Origin of the sequence: Rhodococcus sp. P14 (genome assembly GCF_000256505.1) — a bacterium.
In the GTDB taxonomy this organism is placed as follows: Bacteria; Actinomycetota; Actinomycetes; order Mycobacteriales; family Mycobacteriaceae; genus Rhodococcus; species Rhodococcus ruber.
On the sequence record NZ_AJFC01000288.1, the window covers coordinates 1 to 22,053 of the forward strand.

General features: G+C 70.4%; 14 protein-coding genes. 5 read left to right on the forward strand and 9 right to left on the reverse strand.

The window, feature by feature from the left end; translation table 11 throughout:
• The 7 genes from rpsS to OEY_RS0120265 all read right to left on the reverse strand — a co-directional run.
• A partial coding sequence (rpsS, locus tag OEY_RS0120235) for a 30S ribosomal protein S19 (RefSeq protein WP_010595603.1) occupies window positions 1–208 on the reverse strand: 208 nt, incomplete at its 3' end.
• 19 nt (window positions 209–227) lie between these two features.
• On the reverse strand, window positions 228–1,061 hold the full coding sequence (gene rplB, locus OEY_RS0120240) for a 50S ribosomal protein L2 (RefSeq protein ID WP_003938089.1): 834 nt from the start codon (window positions 1,059–1,061) through the stop codon (window positions 228–230).
• A gap of 37 nt (window positions 1,062–1,098) precedes the next feature.
• Window positions 1,099–1,404 (reverse strand): 50S ribosomal protein L23, encoded by a 306-nt coding sequence (rplW, locus tag OEY_RS0120245; RefSeq protein WP_003938090.1) that lies wholly within the window; start codon window positions 1,402–1,404, stop codon window positions 1,099–1,101.
• Window positions 1,401–2,084 (reverse strand): 50S ribosomal protein L4, encoded by a 684-nt coding sequence (rplD, locus tag OEY_RS0120250; RefSeq protein WP_003938091.1) that lies wholly within the window; start codon window positions 2,082–2,084, stop codon window positions 1,401–1,403. Before rplD ends, rplW begins: the two co-directional genes overlap by 4 nt.
• A complete protein-coding gene (gene rplC / locus OEY_RS0120255) occupies window positions 2,081–2,734 on the reverse strand; it encodes a 50S ribosomal protein L3 (RefSeq protein WP_003938092.1) in 654 nt (217 codons plus the stop codon). The genes rplD and rplC overlap by 4 nt, the downstream gene beginning before the upstream one ends.
• Window positions 2,735–2,779: 45 nt before the next feature.
• Window positions 2,780–3,085 carry a 30S ribosomal protein S10 gene (gene rpsJ, locus OEY_RS0120260; protein ID WP_003938093.1) on the reverse strand — a complete coding sequence of 102 codons (306 nt, stop codon included), beginning with the start codon at window positions 3,083–3,085 and terminating at the stop codon, window positions 2,780–2,782.
• Window positions 3,086–3,520: 435 nt separating this feature from the next.
• On the reverse strand, window positions 3,521–5,185 hold the full coding sequence (locus tag OEY_RS0120265; RefSeq protein ID WP_040272334.1) for an amidase: 1,665 nt from the start codon (window positions 5,183–5,185) through the stop codon (window positions 3,521–3,523).
• A 142-nt stretch (window positions 5,186–5,327) separates the two neighbouring features.
• Here OEY_RS0120265 and OEY_RS0120270 point away from each other — a divergent pair, with 142 nt between their 5' ends.
• The 5 genes from OEY_RS0120270 (at window position 5,328) to OEY_RS0120290 (ending at window position 9,972) form a co-directional block, all read left to right on the forward strand.
• Complete coding sequence (locus OEY_RS0120270) at window positions 5,328–6,023, forward strand: GntR family transcriptional regulator (RefSeq protein ID WP_026137935.1); 696 nt, start codon at window positions 5,328–5,330, stop codon at window positions 6,021–6,023.
• Window positions 6,024–6,154: 131 nt separating this feature from the next.
• Window positions 6,155–7,156 carry a daunorubicin resistance protein DrrA family ABC transporter ATP-binding protein gene (locus OEY_RS0120275; protein ID WP_010595606.1) on the forward strand — a complete coding sequence of 334 codons (1,002 nt, stop codon included), beginning with the start codon at window positions 6,155–6,157 and terminating at the stop codon, window positions 7,154–7,156.
• The gene (locus OEY_RS0120280) at window positions 7,153–8,004 is read left to right on the forward strand and encodes an ABC transporter permease (protein ID WP_003938097.1); all 852 of its coding nucleotides are present in this window, start codon (window positions 7,153–7,155) and stop codon (window positions 8,002–8,004) included. The genes OEY_RS0120275 and OEY_RS0120280 overlap by 4 nt, the downstream gene beginning before the upstream one ends.
• 7 nt (window positions 8,005–8,011) lie before the next feature.
• Entirely contained in the window at window positions 8,012–8,869 is an 858-nt protein-coding gene (locus OEY_RS0120285) for an ABC transporter permease (protein ID WP_010595607.1), read from the forward strand.
• A gap of 119 nt (window positions 8,870–8,988) precedes the next feature.
• On the forward strand, window positions 8,989–9,972 hold the full coding sequence (locus OEY_RS0120290; protein ID WP_010595608.1) for a lipase family alpha/beta hydrolase: 984 nt from the start codon (window positions 8,989–8,991) through the stop codon (window positions 9,970–9,972).
• Between the two features lie 82 nt (window positions 9,973–10,054).
• On the opposite strand, the gene OEY_RS0120295 is transcribed toward OEY_RS0120290, so the two are convergent.
• Together OEY_RS0120295 and OEY_RS28755 are read right to left on the reverse strand one after the other, a co-directional pair.
• Complete coding sequence (locus OEY_RS0120295; protein WP_010595609.1) at window positions 10,055–11,083, reverse strand: alpha/beta hydrolase; 1,029 nt, start codon at window positions 11,081–11,083, stop codon at window positions 10,055–10,057.
• A 142-nt stretch (window positions 11,084–11,225) separates the two neighbouring features.
• On the reverse strand, window positions 11,226–22,053 hold a 10,828-nt coding region (locus OEY_RS28755; RefSeq protein WP_010595610.1), incomplete at its 5' end, for a non-ribosomal peptide synthetase.

A 22,053-nucleotide genomic window follows, 5' to 3' on the forward strand; every position in this document is an offset into this window, starting at 1 on the left:
TGTGGCCGACCATCGACTCCGAGACGAACACCGGCACGTGCTTGCGACCGTCGTGGACGGCGAACGTGTGACCGATGAAGTCGGGCAGAATGGTGGAACGGCGCGACCAGGTCTTGATGACCTGCTTGGTGCCCTTTTCGTTCTGCGTATCGACCTTCGCCAGGAGGTGGTCGTCGACGAACGGGCCCTTCTTGAGGCTGCGTGGCATTCTCTAACTCCCTCCTTGACTAGCGCTTCTTGCCGGTACGGCGACGACGGACGATGAGCTTGTCGGACGCCTTGTTCTTGCGGGTGCGGCCCTCGGGCTTGCCCCACGGGCTGACCGGGTGGCGACCACCGGAGGTCTTGCCCTCACCACCGCCGTGCGGGTGGTCGACCGGGTTCATGACCACACCACGGACGGTCGGGCGCTTGCCCTTCCAGCGCATGCGGCCGGCCTTGCCCCAGTTGATGTTCGACTGCTCGGCGTTGCCGACCTCGCCGACGGTGGCGCGGCAGCGCACGTCGACGCGACGGATCTCACCGGACGGCATACGCAGGGTGGCGTAGGTGCCTTCCTTACCGAGCAGCTGGATGCTGGCGCCGGCGGAGCGGGCCATCTTGGCGCCGCCGCCCGGACGCAGTTCCACCGCGTGGATGGTGGTACCGGTCGGGATGTTGCGCAGCGGCAGGTTGTTGCCGGGCTTGATGTCGGCCTGCGGGCCGGACTCGACCGGAGCACCCTGCACCAGGCCCTTGGGGGCGATGATGTAGCGCTTCTCGCCGTCCACGTAGTGCAGCAGGGCGATGCGGGCGGTGCGGTTGGGGTCGTACTCGATGTGAGCGACCTTGGCCGGGATGCCGTCCTTGTCGTTGCGGCGGAAGTCGATCAGGCGGTAGGCACGCTTGTGTCCGCCACCCTTGTGCCGGGTGGTGATGCGGCCGTGCGCGTTGCGGCCACCGCGGCCGTGCAGCGGGCGAACCAGCGACTTCTCGGGCGTCGAGCGGGTGATCTCGGCGAAGTCCGAGACACTCGCGCCGCGCCGACCCGGGGTTGTCGGCTTGTACTTACGAATTGCCATGAGTCTTCTCGTCCTCTATCTCTCGAGTCCCGGCCGCCTAGGCGACCGGCCCTCCGAAGATCTCGATGGGCTTGCTGTCGGCCGACAGGGTCACGAGCGCGCGCTTGGTGTCCTTGCGCTTGCCGTAACCGAACCGGGTCCGCTTGCGCTTGCCCTGACGGTTGGCGGTGTTGACGCTGGTCACCTTGACGCCGAAGACCTTCTCGACGGCAATCTTGATCTGCGTCTTGTTCGAGTCCGGGTGCACCAGGAAGGTGTAGGTGCCCTCCTCCATCAGCCCGTAGGACTTCTCGGAGATGACCGGAGCCAGCAGGATGTCGCGCGGATCCGCGATCGTGCTCACTTGCTCTCCTCCTTCTCTGCCTGGGCGGACTCGGCCGGCCCGTGGATGAACGCGTTGAGCGCCTCGACGCTGAACACGACGTCGTCGCTGTAGAGCACGTCGTAGGTGTTCAGCTGGTCCGGAGCGATCGCGTGCACGTTCTGCAGGTTCTGCACGCTCTTCCACGCCGCGAGATCCTCACGGCCGACGACGAGGAGCAGGTTCTTGCGATCGGTCAGCTCCGCGAGGAAGGTACGCGCGCCCTTGGTGGACGGCGCCTGCCCGGCGACGAGCTCGGTGATCACGTGGATGCGCTCGTTGCGAGCCCGGTCGGAGAGGGCGCCGCGGAGGGCGGCAGCCTTCATCTTCTTGGGCGTGCGCTGGCTGTAGTCGCGCGGCTGCGGGCCGTGGACGGTGCCACCGCCGGCGAACTGCGGCGCGCGGGTCGAGCCCTGGCGGGCGCGGCCGGTGCCCTTCTGGCGGTACGGCTTCCTGCCACCGCCGCGGACCTCGCCGCGGGTCTTGGTGGCGTGCGTGCCCTGGCGAGCCGCGGCGAGCTGCGCGACGACCACCTGGTGGAGCAGCGCGATGTTCGCGGGGGCGTCGAAGATCTCGGCGGGGAGATCGACGGTGCCGTTGGTCTGGCCGCCGGGGGCCTTGACGTCGAGCGTCAGCTTGGTTGCGGTCTCGGTGCTGGTCATGCCCGTGCACCACCCTTCACTGCGGTCTTGACGATCACGACGCCGCCCTTGCGGCCCGGGATCGCACCCTTGATCAGCAGCAGGCCGTTCTCGGCGTCCACCTTGTGGACCGAGAGGTTCTGCGTCGTGACGCGGTCGCTACCCATGCGCCCGGACATGCGGGTTCCCTTGAACACGCGGCCCGGCGTGGCGCAGCCACCGATGGAGCCCGGACGACGGTGCACAGCCTGCGCACCGTGCGAGGCGCCCTGACCGGCGAAGCCGTGACGCTTCATGGTGCCGGCGAAGCCCTTGCCCTTGGAGGTGCCGGTGACGTCGACGAATGCGCCGTCCTCGAAGACCTCGGCGGTGAGCTCCTGGCCGATCTCGATGCCGTCGGTGTCGTCGACACGCAGCTCGACGATGTGGCGCCGAGGAGTGACGCCCGCCTTCGCGAACTGGCCGGCGACCGGCTTGGTGACCTTGCGCGGGTCGATCGCACCGTAGGCGAGCTGCACGGCGCTGTAGCCGTCGCGCTCCTCGGTACGGATCTGGGTGACCACGTTCGGTCCGGCCTTGACGACGGTGACCGGAACGACCCGGTTGTTCTCGTCGAAGACCTGGGTCATGCCGAGCTTGGTGCCCAGGATTCCCTTGATCTGGTTAGTCATGTGTTGTCTCCGCTGCGTCTTCTACAAGCTCGCTGGTCTCGAAAGTCACTGAATGTTGACGTCGACGCTCGCCGGGAGGTCGATGCGCATGAGCGCGTCGACGGTCTTGGGCGTCGGGTCGAGGATGTCGATCAGCCGCTTGTGAGTCCGCATCTCGAAGTGCTCGCGCGAGTCCTTGTACTTGTGCGGCGAGCGGATGACGCAGTACACGTTCTTTTCGGTGGGCAACGGCACCGGGCCGACCACGCGAGCGCCCGTACGGGTCACCGTCTCGACGATCTTGCGCGCAGATGCGTCGATCGCCTCATGGTCATAGGCCTTGAGCCTGATGCGGATCTTTTGTCCCGCCACGCTTATGTGTCCTTTTCTTGCCGCGTTTCGTAGCACCCGAGCGAATCGGGAACCACCTCGTCTGCACAGTTCCGCCCGAACGGCGACGGCGAACAGCACTCTCCACAACTCGTGACCGGGCGCACCCGATCCGCATGCCGCTGTTCATCTGTCATTGTTCTCCGGCACACGCGGTCGGGCGTGTCGCCCTACTGCTCGCTCCGCAGCGTCGAACCGATGCTCGACACCACGGACCGACCTGCCGGATGTACCCGTACGGGTACAGGGAGGTACTGCTTCCGTCTTGCATGTGGCCGCGACCAGGCCGTCAGGCTCGATCCGCGACTGTCACTCGATCTCGTTCCGAGCCGCGGAAAACCGTGACCCGGTCAAGGCAACCCGACCAGTATGCAGGACCGCCCCGGCATTCTCAACTTCGCGTCGGCAGGACGGCCGTCACAATCCTCCGGTCGACAGGGTCGCCGGCGTCCGCACCGGCGCCGCCGCCCCGAGCGTATTGGTCGGATCGGGACCCGGGCCCGGAACCGTCGGCGTGACCACCGGCAGTTCCCGCGCCGCCGGCGCGACCGTCGGCACCTCGCGCCACACCGGCAGCGCCTCCTGCAGGGCCAGCCCCACCGAGATCAACCCGGATTCCTGCCACGGCAGCGCACCCAGCTGGACGCCGAACGGCAGCCCGGTCACCGCCGAGCGGCCGACGGGGAACGAAACAGCCGGGGCGCCGGTGTAATTGGCCCACTGGACGTCGCCGGCCACCCCGGACAGCACGCTCAGACCCGCGAACGCATCGCGGGGACAGCCGTCGTCGAGCGCGCCCGGCAGGGCGATCACGTCGAGCTCGTGGTCGCGGAACATGGCGTTGTACTGGTGCTGATAACGCAGCCGGTCCTGCTCCAGCGAGAAGTAGTCGGCGACGGGCAGCGCCAGAGAGGCCACTGCGGCACTGACGAGCGGCGCGAGGTCGATGCGGTACTCGCCGATCCGGTCGGCGAACTGCCGGTGGTAGGCGCCCATCTCCGCGGTGTCACCGGCCAGGAGCGACTCCGGCGGGTGGGGCATCGACACCGGAACGAGCTCGGCACCCAGTGCGCGCGCCGTCGCGAGGAACTCGTCGAACAGCCGCCGCAGCTCCGGTGCCAACCGGTCGGTCGCGCCGTGCGGGAGGCCGATACGGACGCCCGCGAGCGGGGTCGCCCCGGCGGGCGGTGTCAGCGGGTAGCCCCCCTCGGGCACGCCGGGGCCGCCGGCCGTCACCGGGTCGTCCGTCTCCTCGCCCGCGAGGACACCGAGCAGCAGCGAGGCGTCCGCGAGGCTGTGCCCGATGGGGCCGGGATGGTCCCTGGTCCAGGTGAGCGGGATCATCCCGTGCGAGGTGACCCGCCCGTACGTCGGCTTGATCGTCGAGACGCCGCACGCGCTCGCCGGCAGCCGCAGCGAACCGCCGGTGTCGCTCCCGACGGACAAGGGGGCGAAGCGGGCCGCCACCGCGGCCGCGCTGCCGCCCGACGAGCCGCCCGGGGAGTACCGCGGGTTCCACGGGTTCGCCACCTGTGGGGTCACGACACCGATCGCGAACTCGTCGGTGTGCACGTGACCGAGCAGGACCGCCCCGGCGTCCCGCAGCCGGCGCCACACGCCGGAATCCCCGGCGGCGACGTTGTCCCGGAGCACGTTGCTCGACGCCGTGAGCGGAAGCCCGCCCACCGCGAACAGATCCTTGAGCGCGATCGGCAGCCCGCACACCGGCGAGACGGGCTCGCCCGTCGTCCGGGCGGCGGTGAGCCGGGTGGCCGCCGCGTCGGCGGCGGCATAGGCGAGGTCCGGATAGAGGTGGATCCACGCGCCGACGCCGCCGTCGTGGTCCCGGGTACGGCGCAGGTACGCATCGAGGAGTTCGCGCGGATGCAGCTGTCCGGACTGCAGCAGACTGGCCGCCTCGACCGCGCTCAACATGGCCGGATCGGTGGCCGGGACGGTCGCCGGGTCGGGAAGACGAGACACCGGCCGGGCCTCGGCACGTACGCCGGGGAGCAATCCGAGTCCGACGACGCCGCCGGCAGCGGTGCCGAGGAATCGGCGCCGAGACGTTCGGTGACTCACCGGCTCGACGTTAGTGCCGGCTTCGCATACCCGCAGGGCGAGCACACCGAGCCACCCTCCCCCACGGCGGGTGACCGGTGCGCGATAATCCGTCGGACGGAACCGACCGGTATACCGGAACGCAGGACTGTAGGGAGTGCCGATGACGTCTTCTGCCCAGTCCCGGGCGTCCGGGGGCCGGCCGCTGCGCCGCAGGCCACAGCTGTCGGACGACGTGGCGGTGCACGTCCGCAACCTCATCATGTCCGGCGGGGTCCGGCCCGGTGACTTCATCCGGCTGGACGAGACCGCCGCCGAACTCGGCGTGAGCGTCACCCCCGTGCGTGAGGCATTGCTCACACTGCGCGGCGAGGGACTCGTGGAGCTCGTTCCACACCGCGGTTACGTCGTCGCGCCGTTGAGCCGGGGCGACATCGACGACCTGTTCTGGCTGCAGGGACAGATCGCGGAGGAGCTCGCGCGCCGGGCGGCGGCGGCGATCACCCCGGAGACCGTCGCGGAACTCTCCGACCTCAACGAACGTCTCGCCGAGGCGGTGCGCGGCGGTGACGGGGCGCGGATCGAGGACCTCGAATTCGCGTTCCACCGCACCCTCAACCGCGTGACCGGCGCGCGGAAACTGTCGTGGTTCCTACTCAACGCCACCCGCTACACCCCGGTGCACTTCTATTCGTCCGACCCCGCCTGGGGCGCCGCCGCCGTCGCGTCGCACCGCCGCCTGATCGACGCGCTCGGCCGCGCGGACACCGATTCCGCAGGTGAGGAGACCCGCCGGCACTTCACCGACGGGGCCCGGCGCCTGGTCCGGCACCTCGACGAGATCGGCGTCTGGAGCTGACGCGGCCGCCGCGCGGCACTCGCAGGCCACCCGGACCGCACGGGGCGGCCGGTAACATCGCGGCGTGACGGCGGGATCTACTCGTCGACGGGTCCGCGAGCGGCCGACCGAGAGTTCCACGGCGGAGAGTGATGCTGAGATACCACGACGAAGCGGTCCTCGTCGACGACCTGCACAAGTCGTTCGGCGACGTCCATGCCCTCAAGGGCATCACGTTCTCCGCCCCGCGCGGCTCGGTCCTCGGCATTCTCGGTCCCAACGGCGCCGGCAAGACCACGACGGTGAAGATCCTGTCCACACTGCTGCGCCCGACGAGCGGGCGCGCGGTGATCGCGGGACACGACGTGGTCGCCGACCCGGCCGCCGTGCGCCGCTCGATCATGATGACCGGGCAGTACGCCGCCCTCGACGAGACGCTGTCGGGCCGGGAGAATCTGATCCTCTTCGGCCGTCTGATGGGTCTCGACCGCGCGGCCGCCCGCCAGCGCGCCGACGATCTGCTCCGCGAATTCGACCTGGTCGACGCCGGCAAACGGGCGGTGCGGCACTACTCCGGCGGCATGCGCCGCCGCGTCGACATCGCGTGCGGTCTCGTCGTGCGCCCCGAGGTGGTCTTCCTCGACGAGCCGACCACCGGTCTCGATCCCCGCAGCCGGCAGGGCGTCTGGTCCCTGGTCGGCGCGCTCAAGAAGCAGGGCATCACGGTGCTGCTGACGACGCAGTACCTCGAAGAGGCCGACCTGCTCAGCGACAACATCATCGTCATCGACCGGGGCACCGTCGTCGCCGAGGGCACGGCCAACCAGCTCAAGGCCTCGACCGGAGGCAGCTACTGCGAGATCGTCCCGGCCGATCCGAAGGCCCTGCCGTGGGTGGTGCACGCACTCGGCAACCTCGTCCCGGGCGACGTCCGGGCGGAACTGGCCGCGTCCGACTCCAACGACCGGGTCTCCATCCCGGCGCCGCACGGTCCGGCGACCCTCGCCGAGGCCCTGCGCCGGCTGGCACCCACCCGGATCGAGCTGGCCGACATCGGTCTGCGCCGGCCGTCGCTCGACGACGTGTTCCTCAGCCTCACCGGCCACACGGCCGGCGCCGATGCCCAGGAACCGACGACGGGAGAGCCGGCGTGACCGTGCACACCAAGAGCATCAGCGCCCAGCGGGTGCGGCACGACGCGAAGATCACCCTCCCGGAGAAGCGGGTCGGTTCGCACCGACGGGCCGACCCGACGGTGCTCAACCAGTGGAGTGCGCTCACGATGCGCACGGTCCGCACCATGGCGCGGTACGGCGAGCTCGTCGTTGCGGCGATCACCCCGGTGGTGTTCGGCCTCGGCTTCTACCTGCCCCTGAAGTTCGTCATGTCGCTGCAGGGCATCGACTACGCGCAGTACCTGATGCCGATCATCGTCCTGCAGGCGATGGCGTTCACCGCCATCTCGGCGGCGCAGCTGTCCTCGGGTGAGGCGATGACGGGCCTGACGAGCCGGTTGCAGACCATGCCCGTGTTCAGTGCGGTCCCGCTGCTCTCCCGGATGTCGAGCGCGATGTTGCGGTCCGTCGTGTCCCTGGCGGGGGCGCTGCTGTTCGGATACGCGATCGGGTTCCGGTTCTCGGCCGGTTTCGGGCAGGCGGTCCTGTTCTGTGTCACCGCCCTGGCGATCAGTCTCGTCCTGGCGCTGGGCGCCGACGCGATCGGCACGCTGTCGAAGAGTCCCGAGGCCACCGCGCAGGCCCTGACGCTGCCGCAGCTGATCCTCGGCATGCTCTCGTGCGGCTTCGTCCCGGAGGAGGGCTTCCCCGAGTGGATCCGGCCGTTCGTCCGCAACCAGCCCATCTCGCAGTTCTCGTTCGCCATGCAGGACATGGCCGAGGGTGGCGTCACCTGGCAGGTCCTCTTCCCCACCGTGGCCTGGTGCGCGGGTCTCGCGCTCGTGTTCGCGCCACTGGCCGTATGGGCCAGCACGAGGCGGGGGTGATTCGCAGGTGACCGGAACGCCCGAGGCCCGGCCCGTCGACGCCGACGGCGCCGCATTCGCCTTCCTGGACCCCACGCGCGCCCATCCGGAGCGGTCGTCGGCGGCCCTGTGGGAGCACAGCCGAATCCAGTGCGGGCGCCTGCTGCTGCGCTGGGCGCGCGATCCCGCGACGATGATCCAGGCGCTGCTCTACCCCGCGCTGACCCTGCTGATGTTCCGGGTCGTGCTCGGCAACACCGTCACCGCCGCGACCGGTCAGCCCGCGATCTACGGCACGGTCCCGATGATCATTCTGGTCGGTGCCATGTTCGGCTCGGTGGTCAGCGCCGTGGGTCTGCGTACGGAGCGGCAGACGGGCCTGCTCGGCCGCTTCCACACCCTGCCGATCCACCGGGCTGCCGGGCTGTTGGGCCGGATGTTCGCCGAGGCGGTCCGGGTGCTGGCCACCACGATCGTCATCCTGGCGGCCGGGGTGGCTCTGGGGTTCCGGTTCACGCAGGGCTATCTCGCCGTGCTCGGGATTCTGGTGATCCCGATCCTCTTCGGGATCGGGTTCGCCCTCATGGTCACCGTCCTCGCCACCATGTCGAGCAAGCTGCCCCTCGTGGAACTGGTGTCGATCGGGTGCACCCTGCTGATGTTCTTCAACTCCGGGTTCGTCCCGGTGATGGCCTACCCGAGGTGGCTGCAACCGATCGTGGAGAACCAGCCGATGTCGTGTGCGATCGACGCGATGAAGGCGCTGGCGATGGGCGGTCCGCTCGCCGAACCGCTCGTCAAGACACTGCTGTGGGTCTTCCTCGCCGTCGCCTTGTTCACGGTGCCGGCCATCCGGGGCTATCGGCGCGCAGCCGAGGAGGGCTGATCGCGGCGACCCCGAGCGGCCGTCCCCGGCTGTTATCCTGTCCGCCGACCGCGGCCGCACAACGGCTGCAGCAAGCAGCCGAAGCACTGTCACCCGGTGCGGCCCACGGAGGAATGCCGATGAAGTACGCCCGCCGGATCACCGTCGCCGTGATGGCGGCCGCCCTGGCCGCCGCCGGGCCGGCGCTGCCCACGGCTGCCGCGGAGCCCACGGCTGCCGCGGAGCCCACGTCCTTGCCGGCGCTGCTCGACTCGATGGGGCCGAGTCCCGCCGGAGCGAACGACCTCGACTGTGTGCCCTCCCCCGAGCATCCCCGGCCGGTTGTTCTCGTCCACGGGACGAGGATGGACATGACCGGCACGTGGGCCGTCGCTGCCCCGCAGCTCGCCGATCTCGGCTACTGCGTCTACGCCCTGAACTACGGCGGCATCCGCTCGCTGGTCGACCCGGAGCTGATGGTCTGGGGGGTCGGGAGCATCGAGGACTCCGCGAAGCAGGTCGGCGAGTTCGTCGATGCGGTGCTCACTCACACCGGAGCGGACCAGGTCGACCTCGTGGGGCACTCGCAGGGTGGACCGGTCTCCCGCCAGTACCTGCGGTTCGAGGGTGGCGCGGACCCGGTGGACCCGGACCGCAACAAGGTCGACAAACTGGTGATGCTCGGCGCCACCAACCACGGAACCACGTTCAATGGCATGCAGCAGCTGTACTCCCTGTTCGCCCGTCTCGGGCTGGGGAACGAGGAATGGGCCACCGAACGCCTCGCGCAGATGGTCTTCGGTATCGCGGGACGTCAGCAGCTGATCGGATCGCGCGTGTTGGCCCGGCTCAACTCCGGGGCCGAGACCTTGCCGGGAATCGAGTACACCTCGATCGCCACCCGTCAGGACACGGTCGCCACGCCACCGGAGAATGCCTTCCTGCAGCCCAGCGAGAACAGCGTGGTGCACAACGTGTGGCTCGAGGACGCGTGTCCGACCAGCCCGGCCGATCACCTCGCCCTGCTCGAACTGCCCGAGTCGCTGCACCTGGTGAAGTCGGCTCTCGATCCGCAGTACGCCGAGACCGTGCCGGCCCCGTGCACGGCGCCTCCCACCGGCTAGACACTCGACGGTCGCGGCACGCGAACGGCCCCTCCCGCCGGGAGGGGCCGTTCGCGTGTACGAGTGATCCGAGGACCGGAGATCAGATGCCGAGGGCTCGCTGCAGCACCGGCCACGAGTCCTTCAGGTCGTCCTGCCAGTAGCCCCACGAGTGGGTTCCGGACTCGCGGAAGTTGTAGGTCGCGGGGATGCCCAGGCTGTCGAGCCGGTTCTTCAGGTTGTGGGTGCAGTAGTTGGTTGCGGCCTCGATCACGCCGCCGACCACGATCTGGTTGGCCAGCACTCCCGCGTCACCGTCGATCTCCGGGCCGGTCAGCGTGTCGTGCGGACCGGGCAGGCCGCTGCCGTTGGAAATGTACATCTCGAGCCCGCGCAACTTCTCGGCGTTGACGTACGGGTCCTTCTCCGCCCACATCGGGTCGTTCGTCGGTCCCCACATGTTCTCGGTGTCGCCGCTGCCCCACGTCTCGACCGTGATCTTGACGAACTGCTGGCCGATCGGGTCGGACGTCTGTGCGCATCCGCTGTAGGCAGCGACACCCCGGTACAGCCCCGGCGCGGCCATGGGCAGCTGGAACACCGAGGTGCCCGAGGTGGAGATGCCGGCGACGGCGTTGACTCCGGTGGTACCGAGGGCCCCGTCGACCAGCGGCGGAATCTCCTTGGTCAGGAAGGTCTCCCACTTGTTCACACCGAGCTGCGGATCGGGGTTCTTCCAGTCGGTGTAGTAGCTGAACATGCCGCCGACGGGCGAGACGACGTTGACGTGCTTGTCCTTGAAGAACTCGATCGCGTCGGTACGGCCCCGCCACGTGGCCATGTCCTCGCCGCCGCCGGCGCCGTTGAGCAGGTACAGCGTCGGCGCGGGCTTGCTGGTGTCGGCCGGGCGCCACACGTCCAGCAGGATCTCCTCGTCCATCGACGCCGAGTACACCCAGACGAGCAGCTGCTGCTCACCGTAGTTCTCGATCTTGGTGATGTACGACCCGTTCTCGGACGTGACGGCCGTGATGGGCTGCAGCGTGTCGGCCACCGGGTCGGCCGAGGCGAACGAGGCGCCCGTGAACAGCGGCAGCGCAAGTACCGCCGCCGAGATCGCGGCTGCTCCCATCCTCCGAGCGCGGCTCCGCGACTCGACAACACTCATTCCGTCAACCTCCTCAGGCCCGGCAGGCGGGCGTCCCCGAACCCCGGCGGACCGGGGTGCGCCCTGCGGCGCAGCATGTACTGAATCGACAGCACGCGGACGAACGTTACCTTGCGGACGGCGGGTCATAAACCTCACCGATCACATCCGTCACATCGATCGAGTCACGATCCAACTCCGGCACGATCACGTCGAGTGCGGGGGGATCCATCATCGCGCCGTGCGCCCCCGGTACGAACCGGTTCCGGACCCGGCCGGTCACGTGCGGGGCCCACAGGTTCGCCGCATCCGCTTCGCTCGGGTGTTCGTCACGCGCACTGAAGAAGGCGACGTCGCCGGCGAACAGTCCCGGCTCGTGCCGGTTGATCAACTCCGGGGAGAGCACCGCGGTAGCGAAGATGCGCTGTACTCGCTGCGCGTCGAGGTCGATCAGTTCGGCGGGCACCGCGGCAGCCACGGCGCTCGCCGCCTCCGGCGGCAGACCGTCGCGGAGCGCCTCCGGATCCACGTCCACTCCGAGGCTGCGGAGATTCTCGGCGAATTCCGTGCCGAAGCGGTCCGTGTCGATCCGCGGAATGCAGTCGAGCATCGCGAGGTGTTCGACTCGCAGGCCTCGGGCCTGCAACTCCACCGCCACCGCGTGGGCGAGCACACCCCCGAGCGACCAGCCTGCCAGCCGGTAGGGGCCGCCGGGTCGGACCCGCACGATCTCGTCGGCATATCGCCGCGCGAGCGCCTCGATCGACGTCGGCACGAATCCCGGGTCCGTGAGCGCCGGCGTCTGCAGCCCGAAGACCGGGCGGCCGGGAGCGAGCCGCGCGGCAAGGGCCGCATAGGGCCACGCCAGGCCGATCATCGGATGGATGCAGAACAGCGGCGTCACGTCGGGCTCACCGGCGCGCAGCGGTAGTACGACGGCGAGCGCCGCGTCCTCTCCGACGCCGCCTCCGAGACGTGCGGCGAACGCCGCCACCGTCGGTGCCGCGAGCAGCCACGGCACCCGCACCTGCACCCCGAGGACATCCCGCAGGCGCGCGACGACCTGGGTCGCCACCAGGGAATTGCCCCCGAGTTCGAAGAAGTCGTCGTCGAGGCCGACCCGGTCGAGCCCGAGCACTTCGGCGAACATGTCCGCGACGACCCGCTGCACCTCGGTCTCCGGGGCGCGGTACGGGCGGGTGGCGGTGTCCGGTTCCGGCAGCGCCTCACGGTCGAGCTTGCCCACCGGGGTGAGAGGCACGTCGTCGAAGACGACGATCGACGACGGCACCATGTGCCCCGGCAGCGCCCTCGCCGCCGAGGCCAGCAACGCGGCGGTGTCGACGGTCGCCGACGGCCGCGCGGTCACGTAGGAGACCAACCTCACGACCCCCGCCTCGGACGTCCGGCCGACGGTGACGGCGAAGTCGACCGACGGATCTCGACGGAGCACGGCGTCGATCTCCCCGAGTTCGATCCGGAAGCCGCGGATCTTCACCTGGAAGTCCGACCGGCCCACGTACTCGATCTCACCGGACTCGGTCCATCGCACGACATCGCCCGTGCGGTAGAGACGGTTGCCGGTGCCGTACGGGTCGGCGACGAACCGGGCGGCGGTCAGCGATGCCCGGGCGTGGTAACCCCGGGCCAACTGGACGCCGGACAGGTACAGCTCACCCGCCACCCCGACCGGCACGGGACGGAGCCGGCCGTCGAGGACGAGCGAGCGTGTGCCCCGGAGCGGCCCGCCGATGGTGATCGGACCGCCGGGGGTGAGCGGATCGCTGATGTTGGTCATGATGGTGGTCTCGGTGGGCCCGTACCCGTTGTGGAACGCCCGGCCCGGCGCCCATCGCGCGACGAGCTCGGGTGGGCAGGCCTCGCCGCCGACCACGACGGTCCGCAGGTCGTCGAGACCCGCGGGGTCGACCGACGCGAGAGCCGCCGGAGTCACGAACGCATGGGTGACGCGTTCGCGGCGCAGCAGGTCCGCCAGGTCTGCGCCGCCGTAGACGGTGGGCGGCGCGATCACCAGCGTGGCCCCGGGCTCGACCGCGAGCAGCAGTTCGAGCACCGACGCGTCGAAGCTCGGCGACGCGAAGTGCAGCGCCCGGGTCGCCGGGCCGAGGGCGTAACGCTCGTGCTGTTCTGCGGCGAAGTTCGCCAGCCCGGTGTGGGTGACGACGACGCCCTTCGGCAGCCCGGTGGAACCGGAGGTGTAGATGACGTAGGCGGGATTGTCCACGCGCAGCGGACGCAGCCGGTCGCGGTCGGTCACCGGCGCAGTCGACAGCGCGTCGAGTTCGGACTCGATCCCATCGTCGTCGAGCACCACCCACGGGATCGTGTCGGGCAGGACAGTGCGTTCGGCCGCCACGGTCAGGCCGGTCCGCGCCCCGGAGTCGGTGACCATGTGCAGGACCCGGTCTGCGGGGTAGTTGGGATCGACGGGAACGTACGCTGCGCCGGTCTTGGCGACCGCCCACACCGAGACGACGGACTCGAAGGAGCGGGTCAGTCCCACGGCCACGACGTCCTCGGGTCCGACGCCGCGCGCGATGAGCAGACGCGCGAGCCTCGACGAGCGGGCGTCGAGCTCGGCATAGGTCAGTTCGCGACCGTCGTACGACAGGGCGGGCGACTGCGGGTCGCGGGCGGCGGCGGACAGCAGGTCGGCCAACGGCACGGCAGGTTCCGCCGGGCCTCCGGTCCGCCGGACGAGATCGTCCCGCTCGGCGTCGCCGAGGATCTCGAGCTGTCCTGTCGTCCCGGCAGTTCCGGCGACGAAGCCGCCGAGCACCCGGAGGTAGCGCTGCGCGAGGACCTGCACGGTGGACGCCGTGAAGACGTCCCTGCGGTACTTGAACCCGAAGGTCAGCGACTCTTCGACCGTGGCCACCACCGTGAGCGGATAGTGGGTCGCATCGCGAGTGTTCACGCCGGCGACGATCATGCCGTCGATCGAGCTCGCCTGCTCGAGGCCGCTCCGGTCGATCGGGTACGACTCGTACACCAGCAGGGTGTCGAACAGCGCGCCGGTCCCGGCGAGCTGCTGGATCTCCGCGAGCCCGATGTGGTGGTGGTCGAGCAGGTCCGCCTGCTCTGCCTGCAGGGCACGCAGCGACGCGTCGACCGTGGTGTCCGGGTCGAGGCGGACGCGCACCGGAATCGTGTTGATGAACAACCCGACCATCGATTCGACACCGTCGAGTCCGGCGGGCCGGCCGGAGACGGTGGTTCCGAACACCACGTCGTCGCGGCCGGTCGACCGCGCCAACAGCACGGCCCAGGCCGCCTGGAGGACGGTGTTGACGGTGACGCCGATCCGGCTCGCGTACTCGGTCAGTGCAGCGGTGGTGTCGGCGTCGACTGCCACGCGGTGCTCCGCGCCGCCCGCGGCTCCCGTCTCGCCGTCACCGAGCACCTCGGCGAGCATGGCCGGCTCCTCGAGGCCCGCCAGTGCGTCCGCCCAGGCTTGACGGGACCGGACGTGGTCGCGCGTGGCCAACCACTCGAGATAGCTGCGATACGCAGGTACCCGCGGCAGGATCGTCGCGTCGGCGTCGGTGGCATACAGGGTGAGCAGGTCCTTGAGCAGCAGCGGCATCGACCACCCGTCGAGCAGGATGTGGTGGCTGCTGACGGCCAGCGTCCACGCGTCCGGGGCGGTCCGCACCACGAGGAAGCGGATCAGCGGCGGGGCGGCCATGTCGAACGGGACGTCCTGGTCCGCACGCACCGTCGACTCCAGTTCGGAGCCGTCCGCCCCGAGCGAGTCGACCTCGCGCCACGGCAGGGCGACGTCGTCGAGCACCAGCTGTACCGGTTCTCCGGACTCGCCGGCGACGAACGCCGTGCGCAGATTGGGATGGCGCTCGAGCAGCGCCTCCGCCGCCCGGCGCAACCGGGCCACATCGACCCGGCCCGTGAGGTGGAGCAACACCTGGGTGGTGTAGACGTCGGCTCGGCCGTCGGCGAGCATCGCGTGGAAGAGCAGGCCGGACTGCAGCGGGGCGAGCGGCCACGCGTCGACCAGGGTGGGGTACCGCGTCTCCCAGGTGTCCAGGTCGCTCTGGCCCACATGCACGAGAGGGACGTCGGACGGGGTCAGGCCGCCCGAATCGGGTCGGGCAGCATGTGCGGCGAGCGCTTCGAGGGCGCGCACCCACAACTGGGCGAGCTTCTCGACGTCGTCGCGGCCGAGGAGGCCACTCGCATACCCGATGTTCGCTCCGAGCCGGCCGCCGATCACGACCGCGTTGATGTCGATCGTGGCCATCGCGGGGGCGTCGGCATCGTCGCGGCCCGACAGGTCGCCGAGGTCGCCGGCCGGCAGCCAGCCGAGCCCCGCAGCACCTTCGGGGATCTCGCCGGCGTCGATCCGGCCGAGATAGTTGAAGCTGATCTGCCCGGCGGGCAGCGACCCGAGCACGGCTCCGGCGGCAGGGTCGAGGTAGCGCAGCAACCCGTAGCCGATGCCCTTGTCCGGTACGGCGCGCAGGTTCTCCTTGACGGCCTTGATCGCGGTGCCCGCGGCGCGGCCCCCGGCGAACGCGTCGTCGAGATCCACACCGGACAGATCGAGCCGGACCGGGTACATGGTGGTGAACCAGCCGACGGTGCGGCCGAGGTCCGCGCCGGGGACGACCTCCTCCTCGCGACCGTGCCCCTCGAGCCGGACCAGCGCGGACGGCTCGTCGACGCCCCGGTCGCGGCGCCAGCGGGCGACGGCGAGCGCCAGCGCGGCGAGCAGGGCGTCGTTGACGCCGCCGTGGAACCGTGCGGGCAACGTCGTCAGCAACGCGTCGGTCGTCGCGGGATCGACCTGGATCCGCACCTTGTCCACCGTGGAGGCGAGGTCGACCGCTGGATCGAACGGGCGCGCGCCGAGCAGCGGATCGGGGCCCTCGACGATCGAGCGCCACAGCCCGAGCTCGGCCGAACGGGCCGGGACCGCGGTCTCGGCGAGGGCGTGCGCCCAGCGCCGGAACGACGTGCCGACCGGCTGGAGCTCGGGCCGCCCACCGTTCGACAGCTGCGCCCACGCCGTGACGAGATCCGGGACCAGGATGCGCCAGGAGACGCCGTCGACGACGAGGTGGTGCGCGACGACGACGAGCCGTCCGGTGCGCGCCGCGCCCGGGTCGAGCCACACGAACTGCAGCACGACGCCCTCGGCCGGTCGCAGGCGCGACTCGGCCTCGTCGAGTGCCCGCGCGGCGAGGTCGGCGAGCGCTTGTTCGTCCGTCCCGGCCGCGACCTCGACGCGGGTGACGAGCGCATCGACGTCGACGCTGCCCGGCGGCGTGGTCGACAGCTCCCAGTCACCGGAGTCGTTGCGGCGCAATCGGGCCCGGAGCATGTCGTGACGGTCGAGGACGGCCGTGAGGGTTCCCACGACGCCGTCGCGGTCGATGCCGGCCGGCAGTTCCAGCGCGAGCGTCTGGGTGTAACGATCGAATCGGCCGCCGCGTTCGACCATGTACCGGACGATCGGCGTCAACGGGATGTCGCCGACGCCGCCGCCGGGAAGCTCGGCCAGCGCGGGGGCCGCCGCCTCCGCACCGACGCGCGCGACCTCGGCGAGCCCGGCCACGGTCTTGCGTTCGAACACGTCGCGGGGGGTGAAGACCACACCGCGGGCCTTCGCCCGCGACACCAGCTGGATCGAGACGATGCTGTCGCCTCCGAGCGCGAAGAACGAATCGTCGGCGCCGATCCGTTCCACTCCCAGGACCTCCGCGAAGACCTCCGCGATCGCGATCTCGGCGGCCGTGCCAGGGGCACGGAACTTCTTGTCACCCTTGAATACCGGAGCGGGAAGGGCTTTGCGATCGAGCTTGCCGTTGGCGGTGAGCGGCAACGCCTCGAGCATCACGATCGCGTCGGGAACCATGTAGCCGGTGAGGAACCGGGCCACCGAGTCCAGCACCGCCGCAGGATCGAGGTCCCGGCCCGCGCGCGGCACCACGTAGCCGACGAGACGGTCGCCGGTGCGCTCGTCGGTGCGTACGACCGCGACGGCCTGTGCCACACCGTCGACCCCGGTGAGAGCAGCCTCGATCTCCCCGAGTTCGATGCGGAATCCGCGCAGCTGGACTTGCGAGTCGCTGCGCCCGGCGTACTCGAGCATGCCGTGCGCGTTCCAGCGGGCGATGTCACCGGTCCGGTACATGCGGGTGCCGGGAGCGCCGAACGGATCGGCGACGAATCGGCCGGAGGTGAGGTCGGCGCGTCCCAGGTACCCGCGCGTGAGCTGCGCCCCGCGCACGTACATCTCCCCCGGCACGCCGACCGGGACGGGCTGCAGGCGCGCGTCGAGGACATAGATGCCCAGGCCCGGGATGCCGCGGCCGATCACGCTCGCGGCGAGTGTCGTGTCGGCCGCGGAGAGCGGGAGGTGCGAGACGTGCACGGTGGTCTCGGTGATGCCGTACATGTTGACCAACCGCGGCGCATCCTCGGCGTGCCGGGTGTACCAGCCGGCGAGCTGCCGCAGATCGAGTGCCTCACCGCCGAAGATCACGTACCGCAGCGCCGGGAGGCCGGACTCCCCGCCGCCTTCCGCCGCCGCGCGGTCCGCCTCGGCGAGCTGGTAGAACGCCGACGGTGTCTGGTTGAGCACGGTCACCTGCTCCCGGGCCAGCAGGGCGCGGAAGTCCTCGGGCGAGCGCGAGGTGTAGTGATCGACGACGACGAGCCGGCCGCCGTGGAGCAGCGGTCCCCACAACTCCCACACGGAGAAGTCGAACGCGTAGGAGTGGAACATGGTCCACACGTCGTGCTCGCCGAACTCGAATGCGGGCCAGGTGTTCTCGAACAGTTCCAGTACCGTCCGGTGCGGCACCTGCACGCCCTTGGGGCGGCCGGTGGAACCGGACGTGTAGATGACGTACGCGAGGTTGTCGCCGCGTAGCGGGGCCTGTCGTTCGTCGTCGCCGACCGGCGCGTCCGAGATCGCGGACAACTCGAGAGCCGACACGTCGATCGCCTCGACAGCACTGTCGGGCAATGCTTCCCGGTCGGTGCCCGAGACGAGCACGCAGACGGGGGCGGCGTCGCGGAGCATGAACTCGAGGCGGTCGGCCGGATACGTCAGGTCCAGCGGCAGGTAGGCGCCGCCGGCCTGCAGCACGGCGAGGAGCCCGACGACGAGTTCCTCGGTGCGTGGGAGCGCCACGGCCACGAGGGTGTCCGGTCGTACCCCCCGGTCGATCAGGGTGCGGGCGAGGCGGTTCACGCGCGACGCCAGCTCCCCGTAGGTCAGGTTGCGGTCACCGGCGGTGACGGCGACCGCGTCGGGGGTCCGGTGGGCCTGCGCCTGGAACCGGCCGACGAGAGTCCCGTCGGCGGCTCGAGTGCCCGGCGAATTCCATGCCTCGAGCACGGTGGCGCGTTCCTCGTCCGGCAGGAGCGGGATGTCCCCGACCACGGTGGCCGGGTCGGCGGCTACCGCCGTGAGGACGCGGGTGAACCGCTGGGCGAAGGACTCCATGGTGCCGACGTCGAACAGATCGGTCGCATAGGTCAACGCCACGGACAGCCCGTCCGGCTCGCCGTCCTCGGTGACCACGTCCGAGACGGTCACCTGCAGATCGAACTTCGCCTGATCGACGTCGAAGTCGACCGGTTCGACGGTCAGTCCCGGCAGTTCGAGGCGGGTGCGCGCCAGGTTCTGGAAGCTGAGCGCGATCTGGAACAGCGGGTGCCGCGCCTGGGACCGCTCCGGATCGAGGACCTCGACGATGCGCTCGAACGGCACGTCGGCATGCCCGAATGCCTCCAGGTCGGTCTCACGGACGCGCCCGAGCAGCGCGGCGAACGTGTCGCCGGGCCCGACCGGCGTGCGCAGCACCAGGGTGTTGACGAACATGCCGATGACGTCGTCCAGTTCGGCCTCGCCCCGCCCGGCGACGGGCGTACCGATCACGATGTCCTCGGTGCCGGACAGCCGCGCGAGCACGGTGGCCAGCGCCGCGTGGACCACCATGAACAGCGTGACGCCGTGCGCCCGGGCGAGCGCCGCCAGCGCCGCGTGCGTGCCGGCGTCGATGGAGAAGCCGGTCAGGGCACCTCGATTCGACGCGACGGGCGGGCGGGGCCGGTCCGTGGGCAGGTCCAGCTGGTCCGGGATGCCCGACAGCGTTCCGCGCCAGTAGCCGAGTTGCTGCGCGAGCACCGAGCGGGGATCGTCCTCGGCGCCGAGAACCTCCCGCTGCCACAGCGCGTAGTCCGCGTACTGGATCGCCGGCGGCGCCCAGTCGGGTTCCCGGCCGGCGGCCCGGGCGGCATACGCGAGCATCACGTCGCGCGTCAGCGGCCCCATCGAGAATCCGTCACCGCTGATGTGATGCAGCACGACGACGAGCACATGTTCCCGACTGGACAGCCGGAACAGCTTCAGGCGCAACGGGACCCCGGTCGTCACGTCGAACCCGGCACCGATCTCGGCGGCGACCGCGGCAGCGAGGCCGGTCTCGCTCACCGGCTCCGGCTCCAGTCCGGCGGCCGGATCCGCCGTGGGCAGTACGACCTGGCGCGGTACCCCGTCGACCTCCGGATACACCGTGCGCAGCGATTCGTGCCGGAACACCACGTCGTCGATCGCCGCCCGCAACGCCTCGACGTCGAGGTTCCCCCGGAGCCGGATGGCCAGCGGAAGGTTGTTCACCGCGGAATCGGGGTCGAAGCGGTTGAGGAACCACATGCGCTGCTGGGCGAGGGACAGCGGGATGATCTCCGGCCGCGGCCGCGCGCGCAGGGCGACGCGTCGGGTCCGGCCGAACTCGGATTCGAGCCGGGTCGCGAGCGCCTCCACCCCGGGGGTCTCGAACAGCACGCGGACCGCCACCTTGGTGTCGAGTGCCGCACCGAGCCGCGCCGCGACCTGGGTCGCGACGAGCGAGTTGCCACCCAGCGCGAAGAAGTCGTCGTCCAACCCGACGCGGTCGAGGCCGAGCACGTCGGCGAAGACGCCCGCGACGATCTCCTCGACGGGTGTGCGCGGACCGCGGAAGCCACGGGTCTCGAACACCGGCTCCGGCAACGCCTTACGATCCAGCTTGCCGCTCGCGTTGAGGGGGAAGGCATCCAGCACGACAAGCGCCGAGGGCACCATGTACGCGGGGAGGGTCTCGGCGACTGCGCCGAGCAGCTGTGCGGTCTCGACCGTCGCACCCGGCGCGGGGACCACATACCCGACCAGCTGCTCACCGGTGACGGTGGGGACGACGAGTGCGACCGCCTGGCCGACCGTGGGCTGGGCGAGCAACGCCGACTCGATCTCCCCCAGCTCGATCCGCTGACCACGGAACTTGACCTGGAAATCGGTACGACCGATGTAGTCGAGAACCTGCTCACCGCTCGCGGTGCGGCGCCACCGGACGAGGTCACCGGTGCGGTACATGCGAGCGCCGGGGGCACCGAGCGGGTCGGCGACGAAGCGATCCGCGGTGAGGTCCGGCCGGCCCACGTAGCCGCGCGCGAGTTGCACTCCGGCGAGGTACAGCTCGCCGGGCACACCGACCGGCACCGGATGCAGCCGGCCGTCGAGGACGTAGACGCGCACGTTCCACTCGGGCACGCCGATGGGCACGCTCTGCTGCTCGTCGCCGGCGGGCCAGTACGTCACCGAGACCGCGGCCTCGGTGGGGCCGTACAGATTGTGCACCGCGGCAGCGCAGACGCGACGGAAGGCGTCGACGGTCTCGGGTGGCAGGGCTTCGCCGATCACGAACACGTGCCGCAGGCTCGTACAGGTACCGGCCGGCGCATGAGCGGCGAACACGGTGAGCATCGACGGCACGAAGTCGGTCAGCGTCACGCCGTGCCGCGCGATCGTCTCGGCGACGTACACCGGATCGCGGTGACCGTCGTGGGTGGCGACGACGAGGGTCGCACCGGCGCGCAGGGGCAGGAACCAGCCCCACAGCGACACGTCGAAGGTGGTGGCGGTCTTCTGCAGATAGACGTCGCTGTCGCCGATCTCGTACTCGTGGGCCATCCACTCGAGCTGGTTGACGATGGCCTCGTGCGAGATGCACACGCCCTTGGGGCGTCCCGTGGAACCGGACGTGAAGATGACGTAGGCGGGGGTGCCGGGACGGATCGGACCGGCCAGTTCGTCGTCCCGGATCGGGTCGGGCGCGTGGTCCCGCAGGTCGAGGTCGTCGACCAGGACGGGGGCGACCGTGCCGGGCAGGTCCGCCGCGTCCGCGCGGGTGCTCAGGACGCACACCGGTTGCGCGGTGGACAGGATGTGCCCGATGCGGTCGGCGGGATGGTCGGGATCGAGCGGCACGTAGGCACCGCCGGCCGCGACGACCGCGTAGATCGCGACCGGGAGGTCGATCGAACGCCGGATGGCCAGTGCCACGAGGGTTTCGGGTCCGACGCCGAGGCCGACGAGGTACCGGGCGAGCCGGTTGACGCGCGCATCGAACTGCGCGTAGGTGAGCGTCTCGTCGCCGAAGACGACGGCCACCGCATCCGGACGATGCGCGACGGCGTCCCGGTACGCGGACAGCAGCCCCGCCGCCCGGACCGGATGCACGGCACGGTCGTTGCCGACAGCGAGGGCGCGGTGCTCGGCGGTGTCGAGGAGGTCGAGGTCGCCCACCACGCGGTCGGTGCCCGCGGCGAGGGCTGCGAGCAGACGGATCAGGCGCCCGGCGAAACCCTGCACCGTGGACTCGTCGAAAAGGTCGGTCGCGTAGGTGAACTGCGCCGACATTCCGGCGGGCTTCCCGGCTTCCTCGCGGGGCGAGACGGTCAGCTGCAGATCGAACTTGGCGACGGCCCCACCGAGGTCGACGGATTCGATCTCGACGTCCGGCAGGGTCACCTCGGCGCGGTCGAGGTTCTGGAAGAACAGCGCCACCTGGAACAGCGGGTGGTGCCCGGCCGATCGCACCGGATCGAGCACCTCCACGAGCCGCTCGAACGGCAGGGCCCCC

What these genes read in the sequence shown, in the direction of transcription:
- OEY_RS0120270 (WP_026137935.1), top strand. Translation starts at nt 5,328, where the DNA reads ATGACGTCTTCTGCCCAGTCCCGGGCGTCCGGGGGCCGGCCGCTGCGC.
- rplC (WP_003938092.1), bottom strand. Translation starts at nt 2,734, where the DNA reads ATGACTAACCAGATCAAGGGAATCCTGGGCACCAAGCTCGGCATGACC.
- rplB (WP_003938089.1), bottom strand. Translation starts at nt 1,061, where the DNA reads ATGGCAATTCGTAAGTACAAGCCGACAACCCCGGGTCGGCGCGGCGCG.
- OEY_RS0120295 (WP_010595609.1), bottom strand. Translation starts at nt 11,083, where the DNA reads ATGGGAGCAGCCGCGATCTCGGCGGCGGTACTTGCGCTGCCGCTGTTC.
- OEY_RS0120290 (WP_010595608.1), top strand. Translation starts at nt 8,989, where the DNA reads ATGAAGTACGCCCGCCGGATCACCGTCGCCGTGATGGCGGCCGCCCTG.
- rplD (WP_003938091.1), bottom strand. Translation starts at nt 2,084, where the DNA reads ATGACCAGCACCGAGACCGCAACCAAGCTGACGCTCGACGTCAAGGCC.
- OEY_RS0120275 (WP_010595606.1), top strand. Translation starts at nt 6,155, where the DNA reads ATGCTGAGATACCACGACGAAGCGGTCCTCGTCGACGACCTGCACAAG.